10 protein-coding genes, 1 tRNA gene and 2 pseudogenes are annotated in these 16,192 nt (G+C 38.5%); 7 read left to right on the forward strand and 6 right to left on the reverse strand.

Going from position 1 to position 16,192, the window contains the following annotated elements; genetic code table 11:
* Positions 1 to 57 precede the first annotated feature (57 nt).
* Positions 58 to 1,350, reverse strand: a complete 1,293-nt coding sequence (locus tag H6G25_RS20965) for a serine/threonine-protein kinase (protein ID WP_242034851.1) — start codon at positions 1,348 to 1,350, stop codon at positions 58 to 60.
* Positions 1,351 to 1,480: 130 nt separating this feature from the next.
* Between H6G25_RS20965 and H6G25_RS00925 the strand changes: the two genes are divergently transcribed.
* The gene (locus H6G25_RS00925) at positions 1,481 to 1,639 is read left to right on the forward strand and encodes a hypothetical protein (RefSeq protein WP_190390881.1); all 159 of its coding nucleotides are present in this window, start codon (positions 1,481 to 1,483) and stop codon (positions 1,637 to 1,639) included.
* A 291-nt stretch (positions 1,640 to 1,930) separates the two neighbouring features.
* Positions 1,931 to 3,721, forward strand: coding sequence for a translational GTPase TypA (gene typA / locus H6G25_RS00930; RefSeq protein WP_028084433.1), 1,791 nt, complete (start codon positions 1,931 to 1,933; stop codon positions 3,719 to 3,721).
* A gap of 287 nt (positions 3,722 to 4,008) precedes the next feature.
* Here the strand turns inward: typA and H6G25_RS00935 are convergent, their stop codons facing one another.
* Positions 4,009 to 5,025, reverse strand: a complete 1,017-nt coding sequence (locus tag H6G25_RS00935; RefSeq protein WP_190390913.1) for a transposase — start codon at positions 5,023 to 5,025, stop codon at positions 4,009 to 4,011.
* 445 nt (positions 5,026 to 5,470) lie between these two features.
* Between H6G25_RS00935 and H6G25_RS00940 the strand changes: the two genes are divergently transcribed.
* Positions 5,471 to 5,544: transfer RNA gene (locus tag H6G25_RS00940), tRNA-Arg, on the forward strand.
* Positions 5,545 to 5,625: 81 nt separating this feature from the next.
* On the opposite strand, the gene bchH is transcribed toward H6G25_RS00940, so the two are convergent.
* Entirely contained in the window at positions 5,626 to 9,351 is a 3,726-nt protein-coding gene (gene bchH / locus H6G25_RS00945; RefSeq protein WP_190390914.1) for a magnesium chelatase subunit H, read from the reverse strand.
* Between the two features lie 164 nt (positions 9,352 to 9,515).
* Between bchH and H6G25_RS00950 the strand changes: the two genes are divergently transcribed.
* Complete coding sequence (locus H6G25_RS00950) at positions 9,516 to 10,505, forward strand: N-acetylmuramoyl-L-alanine amidase (protein WP_190390882.1); 990 nt, start codon at positions 9,516 to 9,518, stop codon at positions 10,503 to 10,505.
* A 213-nt stretch (positions 10,506 to 10,718) separates the two neighbouring features.
* Positions 10,719 to 11,423 carry a hypothetical protein gene (locus H6G25_RS00955; protein WP_347239134.1) on the forward strand — a complete coding sequence of 235 codons (705 nt, stop codon included), beginning with the start codon at positions 10,719 to 10,721 and terminating at the stop codon, positions 11,421 to 11,423.
* Between the two features lie 6 nt (positions 11,424 to 11,429).
* Here H6G25_RS00955 and H6G25_RS00960 read toward each other — a convergent pair whose 3' ends face one another.
* Positions 11,430 to 12,773, reverse strand: coding sequence for a protein kinase (locus H6G25_RS00960; protein WP_190390884.1), 1,344 nt, complete (start codon positions 12,771 to 12,773; stop codon positions 11,430 to 11,432).
* A gap of 372 nt (positions 12,774 to 13,145) precedes the next feature.
* On the opposite strand from H6G25_RS00960, the gene H6G25_RS00965 reads away from it, so the two are divergent.
* Complete coding sequence (locus H6G25_RS00965; RefSeq protein ID WP_347239136.1) at positions 13,146 to 13,247, forward strand: DUF4351 domain-containing protein; 102 nt, start codon at positions 13,146 to 13,148, stop codon at positions 13,245 to 13,247.
* A 1-nt stretch (position 13,248) separates the two neighbouring features.
* Positions 13,249 to 13,407, forward strand: a pseudogene (locus H6G25_RS00970) (IS630 family transposase); the annotation flags it as partial.
* Between the two features lie 382 nt (positions 13,408 to 13,789).
* Here the strand turns inward: H6G25_RS00970 and H6G25_RS00975 are convergent.
* Positions 13,790 to 13,954 (reverse strand): annotated as a pseudogene (locus H6G25_RS00975) (ISAs1 family transposase); the annotation flags it as partial.
* A 490-nt stretch (positions 13,955 to 14,444) separates the two neighbouring features.
* On the reverse strand, positions 14,445 to 15,872 hold the full coding sequence (locus H6G25_RS00980; RefSeq protein ID WP_190390885.1) for a serine/threonine-protein kinase: 1,428 nt from the start codon (positions 15,870 to 15,872) through the stop codon (positions 14,445 to 14,447).
* Positions 15,873 to 16,192: the final 320 nt, after the last annotated feature.

A 16,192-nucleotide genomic window follows, 5' to 3' on the forward strand; every position in this document is an offset into this window, starting at 1 on the left:
CACGAAGGAAGAGAAAGAGAAGGAAGAGAAAGAAAGAGGTTAGTGTTTTTAACTAAATTAGTATTTTGCAGTTCGACAAGCTTTATCCATCATTTCTTTTGCTAATGGATGATAACCATTATTATTTAAAAATGCTAATATTGACTCTTTTACTTGATAACTAATTGCTTCTCCTGTTGTGACTAATCTAGCAAAGTGTTCACAGTTCCAACCCAATAAACCATAATCCCAAGTTTTGAATAATTCATAAGCAATTAAACATCTATCAAGGACTTCTTTTTTCGGCAATAATGTCACTGATTCTACGCTATATGATACTGTCGGAATTCGGAATACAGCAAATCCATTTCCACCAAAGTTAAAGGCGTGGGTATCAGAGATAGTTATATGATAATGCAATGCGAGGTCTGAGCTACTTTCTTTATGATGAATTAGCAATCCTGCTGTAGAACTTTTATAATCAACATGAGTTTTAAACTCATGAATAATCTTATCTTCAATAATTTGTGTGGCGGAAAGAATAGTATTATTGCTGGTTTTTTGGATATTCAAAAGAGATAACCACTCATTTATTGACTGAGAACGATTTTCTGGCTTTAATTCCATTCCTTTAATTATCGCCTGATTTACTTTATCACTAATACTAGAATTTATCTTTTTCGCTTCTGCCAATTCTGTACCAATTGCTCTCATTGGTGATATAGTTGGTAATTCTCCAGTTAACACAGAATACAAAGTTGCAGCTAAAGCATAAACATCTGTAAATGCTCCCCGTTTTGCTCTTTTATCATATTGTTCAATTGGTGCAAAACCATCAGCTAACATTTGTGTATGTGTTTGAGTCAAATTCTGGGAAAATTCTCGCGCAATCCCAAAATCAATTAACACGGCTTCTGATTTACCAGAACGCAACATGATATTTTGTGGTTTAATATCTCGATGTAATAAGCCATTATCATGAACTACAGTTAATGCTGATCCAATTTGCTGAATATATCGTAATGCTTCAGTTTCAGATAAAACACCTTGATTTTCTACAAAACTTCCTAAATCTTCACCATCAATATATTCCATCACCATACACCAAATATCATTTTCATGAATGACTTCGTAAATTTGCACAATATGAGGATGACTACATTTAGCTAATTTAATGGCTTCGTTGAGAAAGTCTTGTTGAAATTTAGCAAAATCAGCACGTTTTTGGATTGCATCATTTAAAGTTTTAATAACAACGTAATTTCCCTGATTATCTCTAGCGCGATAAGTGATCCCAAAACCACCTTCGCCTAATTTTTTTTCTATGGTATATTTACTATCTTGTAATTGCTGTCCTGATATCCAAGCCATAACCTGTAAATTTATAACTCTATAAGTTCATTTTGACACAATTTTAGTTATAAGTCCTAATTTCAGGTTATTATCTGCCTAAAATAAAGGAAAACCTGTTTCTCAAACTATTATTGAGGAACGTCGCTAAATGTCTCTTTATTTTTTAGATGGCTGCGCCTTAATTAAACGCTACGTTGCGGAAATAGGTTCAGGTTGGGTTGTTGGCTTGTGCAATCCTAAGTTAAAAAATAATGTATTTATTGCTGCTGTTACTGCTGTAGAGATTACTGTGGCAATTGGTAGGTGATCGCGGGCTGGAAGTATTGATATTCAAGATGCTATCATGGTATACCACCAGTTTAAAAATGATCTCCAATGTGAATATTATTAGCTTTTGGCCTACTGTTGATTAACCCTCACGACCACTCTTCAAGCTAAACCATGGTCTTGATATTTATTATCAAAATAATAATATTTGTGGCAATTACGCTATAATTATTAAAGGTTCGTTACAGAATTGGCAAAATGTCCCCACTTCTGTTAAAAGACCCCAGCCCAAGACTTCCTCTAAAAACCCTAAAGTTTACCACAACCATTTATGACGCTCCCAATTCGTAACGTCGCCATTATCGCCCACGTTGACCACGGTAAGACCACCCTAGTTGATGCTCTCCTCAAACAGTCCGGCATTTTCCGCGAAGGCGAAGACGTTCCGGATTGTGTCATGGACTCGAACGCTTTGGAGCGGGAACGAGGCATTACTATTCTTTCTAAAAATACAGCGGTTCGCTACAAAGAAACTCTCATCAATATTGTTGATACCCCTGGACACGCTGACTTCGGCGGGGAAGTAGAGCGGGTACTCGGTATGGTGGACGGTTGTTTGCTCATTGTTGATGCTAATGAAGGTCCAATGCCCCAAACCCGCTTTGTACTTAAAAAAGCTTTGGAAAAAGGTCTGCGGCCTATTGTCGTCATTAACAAAATTGACCGTGGACAAGCAGACCCCCACGTTGCTGTTGACAAGGTTTTGGATCTGTTCTTAGAATTAGGGGCGGATGAAGACCAATGTGACTTTAAATATCTATTTGCTTCCGGAATGGCAGGTTTCGCTAAAGAAAGTTTAGAAGCGGAATCAGTAGATATGCAGCCTCTATTTGATGCAGTTCTCCGCCATGTCCCCGCACCTGTGGGAGACCCTAATAAACCTCTGCAACTGCAAGTTACTACTCTCGATTATTCTGAATATTTAGGACGAATTGTCATTGGTAAAATCCACAATGGTACTATCCGCGCCGGACAACAAGCGGCTCTGGTAACAGAAAGTGGTAATATTGTCAAGGGTAAAATTACTAAATTAATGGGATTTGAAGGTTTAAGACGGGTAGATATGGAAGAAGCTACCCCAGGGTATATTGTAGCAGTTGCTGGTTTTGCTGATGCTTACATCGGTGAAACTATTACAGATCCTAATGAACCCCTGGCTTTACCCTTAATTAAGGTAGATGAACCAACTTTACAAATGACCTTCTGGGTGAATGATTCCCCTTTTGCAGGTCAAGAGGGTAAACTGGTAACATCTCGCCAAATACGCGATCGCTTATTCCGGGAATTAGAAACTAATGTGGCATTGCGCGTTGAAGAAACGGATTCCCCTGATAAATTTTTAGTTTCCGGTCGTGGTGAATTACACTTAGGGATATTAATAGAAACCATGCGCCGTGAGGGTTTTGAATTTCAAGTATCTCAACCGCAGGTAATTTACCGTACAGTTAACGGTCAGCCTTGCGAACCTTTTGAACTTCTGGCTTTAGACGTTCCCGCCGATGCTGTTGGTAGCTGTATCGAACGGTTGGGACAACGAAAAGCGGAAATGCAAGATATGCAGCCCGGTGGTGGAGACCGTACCCAATTAGAATTTATCGTTCCCGCCCGTGGTTTAATTGGTTTCCGAGGTGAATTCATGCGAATGACTCGCGGTGAAGGTATCATGAACCATAGCTTCCTTGATTATCGCCCACTTTCTGGCGATATTGAAGCCCGCAACAAAGGCGTTTTAATCTCCTTTGAAGAAGGTGTTTCTACCTTCTACGCCATGAAAAACTGTGAAGATAGAGGTGCATTCTTTATCAGTCCTGGAACTAAGGTTTACAGAGGTATGATTATTGGTGAACATAATCGTCCCCAAGACCTAGAATTGAACGTTTGTAAAACCAAGCAGTTAACTAACCATCGTGCGGCGGGTGGTGATGAACTTGTGCAGTTACAAGCACCCATAGATATGAGTTTGGAACGAGCGTTAGAATACATTGCTCAAGATGAATTGGTGGAAGTGACACCAGAATCTATTCGTCTCCGCAAGATGTCCAAGAAATTGGTCAAACGCTAATCTCCAGGGGTGGAATATTCCCACCCCCCCATTTATTCGTTCACGTTAGTTTAGAAAAATCAATTATGTTTCAGCCAAAGAAGCAAAGACGCAAAGGTTGAGATATTTGATAGCTTGCTTAGTGTAGCCATATTTTACTTGCTTCTTATGTCCACTCTTCGACACCCTCAAGACATAGTAGGCTTAGTAATTTACTCCAACTCAGTAACGCCAGTTTTTCAAGCATTTGTAAAATTGGAGCGGTTAGAGTAGTGAACTACTCCAACCAGCAAATATCCGCATTGCTCTTAGACTAAAGACAAAGAGTAAACTTGACCATCAATTAACAGTCGCGTAATTCCCTTAGCTTGTAGATGGTTACTAGCCTTATGGAGCATTTGACTATCGGGAACCTTAATGACGCGATCGCGCTTAGTAGAAAAGCGTTTAGCAACTCTATGATTATCAAAAATCGGTAGAGTTTTCTGTTGATTTTCCAGACTAGGAATGAGACCTAAATCACCAAAGTCCTTGAGTGGTCGGGTAATTAATTCCGCAGAACGATCAATTACTAAATAGCAGGTTTTTGGTAAATGGGCAACGGAGAATGGTAGAACTTGAACAGATGCTTCTCCATTTTTCCGTCTAGTAACTAGAGGTTTGGGAGCTTCATAGTCTTCATCCTCAAAGTCGTCTTCATCATCATCCAAATCATCATCATCCAAATCATCATCATCTAAATCATCAGGTTCATCCAACAAATCTTCATCCAAAATTTCCGCAAATAAACTCGGCTGTGAATGTCGAGTTTCCACCTCTAACTTAGGTTTGGGAATAATAATTGGCGTTTCTGTGGGCTTATGTCTGACAATTTCCAGTTCTTTGACAACTGGAGATTCTTTGATGATTGGAGGTTCGGGTTGTTCCACCGCTGAGGAGCGTGTTTTTACCCGCCTATTAGTAATAATATCTTGAGCAAAATCAGCATCATCATCTGCTTCTGCTGCTATGATCAGCTTTTCCGGTTCTGGTTTTAATAACTCACCAACAATACTGACAGCGGCTGAGACTCCTGTTACCAACGGGGATTGATTTAACAGCGGTAACTGCTCATAATTTACCTGAGCTCTACCTTCAGGGGTTCTAGCAGCCCGTTTTAAAGATACGAGATACTCGTATTCTTCTTCTGGTAAGGTACTTTTTAGGAGTCTGCTAATTGTGGAATTGCTCACACCATAGCGTTCTGCTAAGGTCGAAGTTGTTTCAGCTGTTTCTCGATATAACTTGAGAATTTCTTGTTTGTCAGAATCTGTTAATTTTCTCACGGTAGACACCAAAATTTGTTAAGTTTGTTTGCGTCCACGGTCTCGGCGTTGAAGACTCAATAATACTTCCTATTCTAGAACTTGCGCCCATACCGAATAACACTCCAATACACACCTAGAATACTCCTCTCAAGGGCTTTGTTGATAAAGAATACGCAATTTTCTTTAGTATCATTACCATAGGGTATAATTAACTTAATTAGTTGAGAAAGATAATTTGCCATTCAGACGGACACCTAGCCAGAGTAAGATTCTGGAGAAGTATTTATATTATATTCATGGGCAATTACTCCTTAACATCACAATATATCTGAATATCGTATCTATTTTGTTTTCTAGTGTACCTCAACTCACCAATCACTTGTACTTTATTGCCGGAATCAGGAGATTAAAAATTTCCTCTTGCTTATTTGGAAAACATGAGATATAATAGGAAAGGCTTCATGGGTACGTAGCTCAGTTGGATAGAGCATCCGCCTTCTAAGCGGACGGTCACAGGTTCGAGTCCTGTCGTACCCGTTTTAACAAAAACCGGGCGGTTATAGGCATAGAAGATTTAAATGTATCAGGAATGTTAGCAAATGCTAAAGCGATAAGCTGTTATGTCAATCCTTCTAATTGCTCATCAGTTAAATCATACAATTTCCGCAATTGATCTAATTTATCACCATCAGCTTGCCATAAACCGCGTCCTGACGCTTCCAACATTCTGCCCAAAATATTTTTAAAAGCTTCAGGATTTGCTGTACGTAATTTTTCCGCCATTTCTGGATCTAAAGCATAAGTATCAGCAGCTTGATCATAAACCCAATCATCTTGAAAATCAGCAGTTCCACCCCAACCAATTAAAGCCGTCATGCGTTGAGAAATTTCAAAAGCGCCACCAGAACCTTGATTAGCCATTGCGTCGGCCCATTTAGGATTTAATAACTTAGTTCTGTATTCCATTCGCAATAAATCATCCAAATTGCGGGGTGTAGTATCCTGAGAAAAACTTTCCACAAAACTGGCTTGTACCTTTTTACCACTTTGTTTTTCAGCGGCCTTTTTCAAACCGCCCGTATTGGCATAATATTCCTGAATATCAGTTAAACCATATTCTACCGAATCTATTTCTTGAACAATGCGATCGCTAGTTTTCAATAATGTTTGTAATACCTCTGGTCTAGCTTGTCCCTTATCATTTCTGCCATAACTAAAGACATTGCGACTTTCCCAAGTATTTCCCAAATCCTCTCCAGATTCCCAATTACCATCAACCACCCTATCATTAACCAAAGAACCGAAATCACCGGCAGGATTAGAGAACAATCTAGCCGAATAATTTTCCACACCTTGAGATTTTAAAGCCAAAGCGTGTTTTCTAATAAAATTCATATCTTCTGGTTCATCAATTTCCGCAGCCCGTTGAAACAAATCATCTAATAATTCAATGATATTCACAAAACTATCCCGAAAAATACCCGATAGATTTGCTAACACATCAATGCGCGGGTGACCAACCTCAGCAAGAGGTTTTAAATCATATCTAACAATTCTTCCAGTTCCCTCCTTCACAGGTTCAGCGCCCACCAACTCCAAGAGAATCCCCAAAGATTCACCCTTAGTTTTAATAGCATCCAAACCCCATAATAAAACCGCCACAGTTTCAGGATATTTCTTATTTTCATCCAAAGATTGAGAAATAATTTTTTTAGCAATTTCCTTACCCCTTTCAAAAGCAGCAGGAGAAGGCATTCTATAAGGATCTAAAGCGTGAATATTCCTTCCCGTCGGTAAAACACCAGCACCATCTCGTAACAAATCCCCACCGGGTGCAGGAAGAATAAACTCACCATTTAAACCCCTTAAAAGATTAGTCAACTCATCAGTAGATTGATTTAATAACCTTGTAATTTCCTCCTCCTCTCCGTGTTCTCTGTGCCTCTGTGGTTCGTTTCCAAAATAAGCATCCAAATAACCAGTTAACTCCTCCTGATTTGGTGCTTCACCTAGAGTATGTAAACCAGAAGAGAAAAGACGATTTTCCAGAACTTGCAAATACTCATATAACTTCACCAAATAATGATCAAAAGCGTGATTACTGAACATTCTCACATTTTCCGGTGTAAAAGGAATCCCCAAGTTTTTCGCATCATCAAAAGGACAATCCACCTCCAAACCAGTATCAACAATCTTTTTACAAATTCCTTCCTTTAACAGATAATTCTTGGCTGGATCTTCGCGGTATTCTGCAATTAAATCCCGTAAATTTACCAACTCCTTATATAAACCAGCGCGGCCATAGGGAGGGACATTATGAGAGATTAACACCCCATAACCGCGACGTTTAGCTAATATTGATTCTGAAGGATTATTTGCTGCGTAGATATAGAGATTTGGCAGATTTCCTAAAAGAATATCAGACCAGGAATAGCCGGTATTTCCTAAGGGTGAACCTGGCAACCATTCTACAGTTCCGTGCATTCCAAAATGGACAACAGCATCAGCTTGAAAATCATTTTGTAACCATTTATAATAAGCTGCATATTGGGGGTGGGGGGTGAGGTCTCTTTCAAACATTAACCGCATGGGATCTCCTTGAATACCCAAAGGTGGCTGAACACCTATCCAGATATTACCTAATTGCACACCACCAATATTAAACTCATCACCATAAGTTTTAATGCCGCTACCGGTGAGGTATTTCCATTGTTTTTCTATGCGAGATGTCAAAAGATAGCCTAACCATTTTTCTAATGTTCTAGCATTGACGGTAGAACCCCCCCTAGCCCCCCCGTAAACGAGGGGGGATATGACTCCCTCCCCGCTTGCGGGGAGGGTTGGGGTGGGGTTTTCATCTGCTGCTTTAATTTGTCGAATTAATTCTTCTCCGTCTTCGGGAATATCACCAACTGTATAACCTTGTGCTTTGAGTGCATTTAGTAATTTAATTAAACTGCGGGGAACGTTTAATAATGCAGCAGTTCCCACCGCACCATAACCGGGGGGGAAACCATATAAAATAATGGCAATTTTTCGCTGAGAAATAGGTTTTTGTCCCAGGGAAACCCAGCTTTTGACTCTATTAGTTAAACGCTGTATTCTTTCAGGAATCAAATAAATTTGTTCACCGACTAAACCACCCAGGGTAATTGTATCAATTGCACCATCTAATTCTGGTAAGGCATATAAGACAACGCTTTGCAAACCGCCCACACCTTGGCGCGTCCAAGAATAAATATCTTGAATTAATAACGGTGCTGCGACGATATAAGGGACATTTTTGGCCGCCAGAATGCGTTTAGCTACTTCCACCTGTCTTCCCGCTTCCATAGAACCCGCAGGACCACCAACCAGGGGAAAACCGATGGTAGAAACTATGGCATTAATTTTTACCGCTTCTGAGGAAAGGGAAGGGGTTTCTAGATTACCTTGTTGACGCTGTTGGGTTTCGTAGTCGCTGGTCATCCAATCTCTGACGGCTACGTGACCTTCTACACCGTTGATAAAGATGGGTAGGGGAATTAACCCGGTTTTTTCAAAATGCCGTATCAGTTGGGGAATATAGGGCAGTTTGGTGATAACGTGCTTTCTGTAAAGTAGAATACCAATAACTGGCTTTGTGGGGTGGGCATCTTGCCCGCCTTTCTTATGTGGTTGAGACACTCGCCCTACAAGATACCATTGTAAATACTCACGGGGTGAGGTAAAAAAACCTGGATAGTCAGGATGTAATAAGCCCATGTTGGGGGTTTCCGTGGGTGGTGGTATATCTCCAACCTTTAAATCTAAGTATTTTTCTGCAATTGTCCAAAATAGGGAAGCGACATTTTCTGAACCGCCGGCGTTCCAGTAACCATAGATAATTAACCAGTTGCGTAGGTCTTGAACTTTTTGGACTGGGATAAATTTTAATAACTTAGGTCCGATTTTCAGGAAACTGATATAACCAGCAAGTTTGTCTTCTTCTTTACCATTAGTGAATTTATCAAGAATGAATTTAATCGGTTTAGGCATTCCTTTGGGTTTGTCACCGATAGCAAATGCACCGATTTTTGTTAAACTAATTAATTCTAGCGCTGACTCGAAAATGAGACGAATGGGAATATGAGCGATACGCTCCCGCAACCACATAACTTGGTCATAATCAAAGATTAAACTACCAAAGAAGACATCTGCATTTTTAAGTGCTGTTTCTACTTCGGTGCTGTTTGTGGTAATGTTGCGATCGCTAAAAACTCGAATATCCAAATCTGGACAGCGAGAACTAGCTAAACTAGCCGCTGTTCGGTACAAGTCCGCGTTAAAGGATTCAAATCCAGCAATTAAGACAATGCGTTTCATCATGCTTTGGCTACGAAATATTTCTTTACCTTAATCTTAAACATTTTTGGGGATTAATGGGGGAATCTCTGCCTAGAGATTAAAATCATATCTATGCTTTTTGGAAATAGATTAACAAGTAGTGGATCATTAAAATACCAGTAAAGTTACTCAAGGAGATACAAATGAAATACGGCATTGATATTGGCCACAACTGCCCTCCTGATAGTGGTGCAAGCGGCATAAGATCGGAAGATAGGTTAACAATGGAGGTAGGCAATAAGGTTATAGATAAATTAGAAAGTTTGGGGCATACAGTCATTCCTTGTAAACCCAATAGCGCCAGTACAGTAAATCGTTCTTTAGGTAGCCGCTGTGATAAAGCCAATAGTAACCGAGTAGATTTTTTTGTATCCATTCATTTTAATGCTTTTAATGGTAAAGCCAATGGGTCCGAAGTATTTGCGATTAGCGACAGTGGCAGAAAAGTTGCCCAAAAAGTATTAGATGAAATTGTCAAATTAGGCTTTTTTAATCGTGGTGTTAAAAGTGGTTCACACTTGTATGTTCTCAGAAGAACAAATATGCCGGGCATCCTGATAGAATGCTGCTTCATTGATTCTGCCAAAGATATGCAAATATATGATGGTGAAGCCATGGCCAACGCCATAGTTGCTGGTTTAACAGGTAAAGTAACAAATACACCTGTCAATCCTGTTCCTAATGTACCTGAAAATCCTGTTGCTAACTTACCCGCAAATCCTGTTATAGACCAAGGAAGCAATAAAGACAAGAGCATTCTCAGACTACAACAGAGTTTAAATCGTCTAAAAATTACAGATAAAAATAATCGCCCCTTAACAGAAGATAATAGCATGGGACCGGCGACATCTTCAGCGACAGAAAAATTCCAGAGAATTGTGGGAGTTTTACCAACAGGGATAGCAGGTAATACCACCTGGGATGCTATTAATCAAATATTGGCTAAACGGGTGATTCAAGGAACTCATGCCAGTGGTGTGATTATTAGATATTTACAATATCGTGTAGGTACAGATCCTGATGGTATTTATGGTCCAAAAACAGAAGCAGCAATCAAGAAATTCCAACAGCAAAACGGCTTAACTGCTGATGGTATCATTGGGGCAATGAGTTGGCAGAAATTGATAGATTAGGATCAACTTCTTGGCGGATGTTTTAAAAGTATTCTATGAGATAAGTAAACATAAAACACTTAACTCCCCTACCTTTCCCTGACCCCGCCTGAGAGGATGCTTGAAAAGTCTAAATTCATACATCCTCTTACAACAGCCTCCCACTTTTAAAACATCTTCTAATCAGTTCTAATCAGAGCAGATTAAATAACTAATTCGTTAATTGACATGGTTATGAATTTAATTACTAGGCTATTTTCTCATATTCCTGGTTTTCCGCAAATTTTTGTGTTTTTTCTCGCTATTACCAGCTTATTGGCTTGTGGTTTAGGCGTAAGTGAAAATCATATATCTGCAAATGCTGAAAATCCTGAACAGTTACAGTTAAATCAAAATACTTTACCTGAATCTATTTCCCAAGCATTGCTAAGAGATGCTTCTAGAGTTTCTGGGGTGAAAGTTTCTAATTTACAAATTACTCAAGTCACATCTACAAATTTTAGTAATTCCTGTATTTTGAAATTTGGGAAAGTTTGCACAAGGGAATATAATCCTATTCCCGGTTGGATTGTAATTATGCAGGTGAAAGAACAATCTTGGACTTATCATGTTAATAAATCTGGTTCACAAATTATTTTAGACCCGAAAATTACCAATAATCAATTCAATAATCAATTACCGAAAAAAATTGCTAATGCGGTTTTGAGTGATACTTCTAAACGTTCTGGTTTACCAGTAAATTACTTGAAAATTACCCAATCAAAAAAGCAGACTTTTAGTAATTCCTGTGTTTTTAATTTCGGTGAAGTTTGCGCTCAAATTTTTGATCCTATTTCAGGCTGGGAAATAATTGTTAAAGTTAAAAGCCAATTCTGGACTTATCATGTAGATATAACTGGTACACGCATTGTTTTAGATCCTCAAATTACTAAAATTTAAGAAGCATCAAACACATTTTAACAACGCTGCTTTAAAATCAGCAGCAGTTTGAAAATGAATTTTTGGCTTTTCTATTAAAGCCAAATCTATCACTTCTGCTAACTTTTCAGGAATACTACTATCACGTTTACGAATGGGTACAGCATCATTTCTTAGCACACAAGTCCAAGGTTCACCAACAAAATCACGGGGGAAATATCCCGTTAACATATTATATAAACAAGCAGCACAAGCCCACACATCAACCTCTGGTAAAGAATTTTTTAAATCTAGCAATTGCTGACGGCACATAAACGCAGGAGTCCCCATTTTCGCACCTGTGAAAGTGTGTCCGCTTAAACCAGCTAAATCAAAAGCTTTGGATAATCCATAATCTCCAATTTTGACTATCATTTTACCATTAATATTAGTAATAAAAATATTATTCGGTGTTAAATCTCTATGTACTAAACCCTTACCTTTTCCTAGTCTTCCATCTGCTAATTTCACACAAGGAACTTCGACATTATGGGTATAGATTAACCCGTCAAGAACTTGCAGAGTAATATCAACAGCTATGTTAACAGGTAAACGTCTTCCTGATTTCTCCATCAAATCCCAAACATCCCCACCCCCACAATATTCCATTGTAAAGAAAAAGGTATTTTCTGCATAGCCATAATCTAACATTTGCACTACATGAGGGTGTTGTAAACATTTAGTATTTTCTGTTTCTCGCAAAAACATTTTTACACCCAGTTCTTTAGCAGCAACTTTAGGCAACATTAACTTTAGTGCTACCCGTTTTTTCGTGGGGATATGTTCAGCTAAAAATACTTCTCCACATCCACCTTCACCTAAAGACTTAATAATCTGATAATTAGAAATTTTCTGGAGATCTTGATTACCTTTATTTGCTAAATCTAGCAGATTTTTAATAATCTCAAAAAAGTTCGGTTTATTATTTTCTGCTTGCACTGGAATATAAGGAGTTTTCTGTTTTTCTTGTTCTATTTCTATCCTAATATCAAAAATAATATCTCCTACCGCTACCCGATCATTATTACTTAAATCATATTCGGGAAAAACTGCCTTTAATGCTTCTTCTGGAGATTCACCAGGTTTCCTTTGTCCGATTTTTTTACCATTAACAATCGTACCGTTTAAACTTCCTAAATCACGGATTCTCATTTTCGGAGGATTGATATCTAATAAGCAATGATAGCGGGAAACTGTCATGTCAATATCATCGGCAATTTGCAAATTGCAATCTTCACCTCTACCGATAATACAGGTGCTGCGACTATCAAATATATATTGTTTTCCTGAAAGTTTCCCAGTGATAATGGTGAGAGTAACGGTAGAGGGCATTTTTCTAATAATTAATTATTTGAGGTTGTCGTAAATATTATACTCTGTAAGTTGGGTTAAGTGATAACACAACCCAACAATTCTAGCCAATTAAATTTTCATGATATTCGGTTTTCTTATGTCAGGATATAAGTTATTTGTATAGGATTTTGAAAAAAAAGAACTTTCTCAATTACTAAGGGTCTATTCTCATTATTATTGAGAATTTTATCAATAATCTCACGAGTTTTGCTAATTTCAGCCAGGGGGGTTGACAGTCTTCCAAGTTTCGTGTATGATGATGTTAGTTGTGGAAAATATTGCGTCCATATATATAGAGTTTTTAATCACTAATATTATTATTTCCATAATAAATCTTAGCAGGAGGGGAATATCAACAGTTTGAATATAGAACAACTGGAAAAGTTGGGAGAAGCATTGTTAGATTTTACAGATATTAATGACAATGCTATAGGACTCCTATTTGATTTCTGAACAGAATATTTGGTTACAAGCCAAAACATGGGTTCGGCGTTTCTGTGCGTTGATACCAACATTTTCTCATTTAAAGTGGATGTTTGAGTGGTTTATTCGACACACTTCCTTTGATTTTGCCACTCTTGAGATGTACGGAATTTATTCAAAATTCAAATAGGAGTCCTATATTTTAGTGTATCAATAGCGAATAAAACATATAATTTAATTCAAATGCTTATAAAATCCTTTATTAATATCCCAAACATTTAATAAATTGAAAGAAATTAGTTATCTTTTCTAATGAACTTATTTGGTTAAGTTCTATATATTAATATCTGGACTTCTAGGCATAGAAAATTTAGATTCAATTAGAGAATCAAAAGAAGAGCAAATTATTTATTAAATTATTTATTATTTATGTTATTCTGATTTTTATCAGATACATTGTAAGACTTTTATTAATTTTTAGGACTTACGCACAAGTCACGGAATAATGAACCACGAAGGAGCGAAGATAACGAAGAAAAGAGGGTTTGAGAGGTATTTTGCGTAAGTCCTGATTTTATTAAATATTCGTTATCTAATCCGGCACAAAACTGTTTGCTTTTAATTCCCAATTTTTTAGTCTTCTCTTTTCCTAAAGCATTAACTGCTATAGGACGCATAACTGCAAAGTTATGCGGTGCATTATCTTTTCTTATCCGAAAATCATCCTCTTTAAAAGCAGGGCATTTTCAAAGTCGAGGGTAAATTGGAAAATCATGTCCCCAAAACCCTTTCCCACAGGTCAATAGAGGCTTTCTTTCCTAATTTTTGATTAATTAATATGAAAATAGGACTTACGCAAGATTCATGGAATAACGAACCACTCCAGGCACAGAGGTCACGGAGAAATGAGGATTTGAGAGATATTTTGCGTAAGTCCTGGAAAAATAAGCCCAAATATTGATGGTCAAAAGGTTCTGGCGATAGCTTCGCTCGCCGTAGGCATGGCAAATTTAGAAAATGAAAACGCCCTGCTGGGGAAGAGGGGGGTTAGGTTTCCGGAGATTATTGATTTCATCTAATACCTTTCAAAGAACCTCTAAAAGCAGTATCAGTATCTAGTAAATCAGATTTACCAAACATTATGCACTGGTTAAACCAGTACACTGCGTGGAAAATTACCTCTTTACAATTCTTAATATTTTTTCTGTAACCTTTGAATGTTACAGTTTACAAGTCTCGACGCGACGCAAGAGACCAGAGAAAACTCCATGTTATTAACCGTAGTAATGGGAAACAAGCCCCAACGGGACACACCGGGAGGTGTCCCTCTGGTGATCTTGTATAGGTAATATCATAGTACAACCAGTCTCCTACCTTTCTCCATCCTACCTTGTCTCCGAACTTCTTCCAGATGTCAGGGTTATATTCTCTTGTTCCACCGCAACTTTGATAAATGCGTTTTTGCACAGAAAAACCAAATTTCCCATCACTGTATTTTACCCACAACTGGTCAATGGTGCGAAGGTCTTCACAGGGAAAATTATCAATGTGTTCAACATCTAACCAACCTTCCTCTTCCCGTTTCCCAACCGCTAACATTACCCGTCTTGTTTCCGCGTCTGCTTCTTTCCATTTTCCTTGTGCGAGGTAGTCACGTAGTTTCCTGTAGTCTATTCCACAGGATGATTTTAGTTCCCCCTCCTCGCTTGCGGGGAGGGGGTTAGGGGGTGGGGTTCTTCTCTGTGGTTGTTGAATATTAAAATTAACAGATTGAGGTGTGGGAATATTCACAACAGGTTGAACAACCAAACCCAATAACTCCCGAAACTCCCGCACGGTCTGGGGACGGTTGACAGGTTCTAACTCCATACCTTTGAGAATAGCAGCATTTACTTTATCGCTAATCTGCGGATTATATTTTTGCGGTGGTGACAACTTGACATCTTCCTCAGCGCGATAATTAGCAGGTATGGGAACTCTATTCGTTAATAAACTATATAATGTCGCCGCTAAAGCATAAACATCTGTATAGTAACCAAAATCTCCACGCCGTCGATATTGTTCTATGGGTGCATAACCTTCGGTTTTCGTGGCTGTCATGCTTCTGATTTTTCCCGGTCGAAATTCCCGCGCTAACCCAAAATCAATTAATACTGCTTCCTTGCTTTTCCGTCGCAATAAAATATTATTGGGTTTCACGTCTCGGTGTAAAAGTCCCCGTTCATGAACACATTCTAAAGCTAGTCCAATTTGGTCGGTGTAGCGCAAAGCTTCAGTTTCTGACAAGTACCCATTTTCAGCTGTGCTGTTTTCCACATACGCTGCTAAATCATCCCCGTCAATGTATTCCATAACAATGGCCTGAAGACCATTTTCTAAAAAAATGTCGTAAACTTTGACAATATGGGGATGATAGCATTTTGATAAATCTAAAGCTTCTTTTCTAAACCTCCTTTGTCCCTCCGCAAAGTCGGGTTTTTCTCGTTGTTCGCGGTTGAGGGTTTTAATCACAACCAACCTGTTTTCTTCCGTATCTTCTGCTAAATATGTTTCACCAAAGCCACCGCCACCGATGACCTTCTTAATGATATACTGTCCGTTCTGTAGTAGAGTATTAGGTGTCCAGAGTAGAGTATTAGGTGTCCAAGCTTGCATATTGTCAGAATCAGGATTTATAATACACGATAACAGAGGGGCGTTGCTGATTTGAGGTATGAAAATGATTTTTGATGATTTCAAAACCCTTGTAGAGACGCGACCTGGTTAGAGACTCTCGTCTCTACACATAAATTCATACCTGGTTTCAGCAACGCCACAGGGTAATCAAAAACTAGTATAACATCCGCGTTCATCTGCGTTTAATTATCAGAATCAGGATATCCAGAATTTAAAGATATACACTATGAGGTTTATAAACTGGTAGTCCATTTTCTGTAGGTTGGGTTTCATACTCCAACCCAACCTACAAATCAAGG

The organism is Dolichospermum sp. FACHB-1091 (assembly GCF_014697585.1).
Classification (GTDB): Bacteria; Cyanobacteriota; Cyanobacteriia; order Cyanobacteriales; family Nostocaceae; genus Dolichospermum.

Excerpts from the sequence above, each read along its gene's own strand:
- H6G25_RS00950 (WP_190390882.1), top strand. The coding sequence starts at position 9,516 with ATGAAATACGGCATTGATATTGGCCACAACTGCCCTCCTGATAGTGGT.
- H6G25_RS00960 (WP_190390884.1), bottom strand. The coding sequence starts at position 12,773 with ATGCCCTCTACCGTTACTCTCACCATTATCACTGGGAAACTTTCAGGA.
- typA (WP_028084433.1), top strand. The coding sequence starts at position 1,931 with ATGACGCTCCCAATTCGTAACGTCGCCATTATCGCCCACGTTGACCAC.
- bchH (WP_190390914.1), bottom strand. The coding sequence starts at position 9,351 with ATGAAACGCATTGTCTTAATTGCTGGATTTGAATCCTTTAACGCGGAC.
- H6G25_RS20965 (WP_242034851.1), bottom strand. The coding sequence starts at position 1,350 with ATGGCTTGGATATCAGGACAGCAATTACAAGATAGTAAATATACCATA.
- H6G25_RS00955 (WP_347239134.1), top strand. The coding sequence starts at position 10,719 with ATGAATTTAATTACTAGGCTATTTTCTCATATTCCTGGTTTTCCGCAA.
- H6G25_RS00925 (WP_190390881.1), top strand. The coding sequence starts at position 1,481 with ATGTCTCTTTATTTTTTAGATGGCTGCGCCTTAATTAAACGCTACGTT.
- H6G25_RS00980 (WP_190390885.1), bottom strand. The coding sequence starts at position 15,872 with ATGCAAGCTTGGACACCTAATACTCTACTCTGGACACCTAATACTCTA.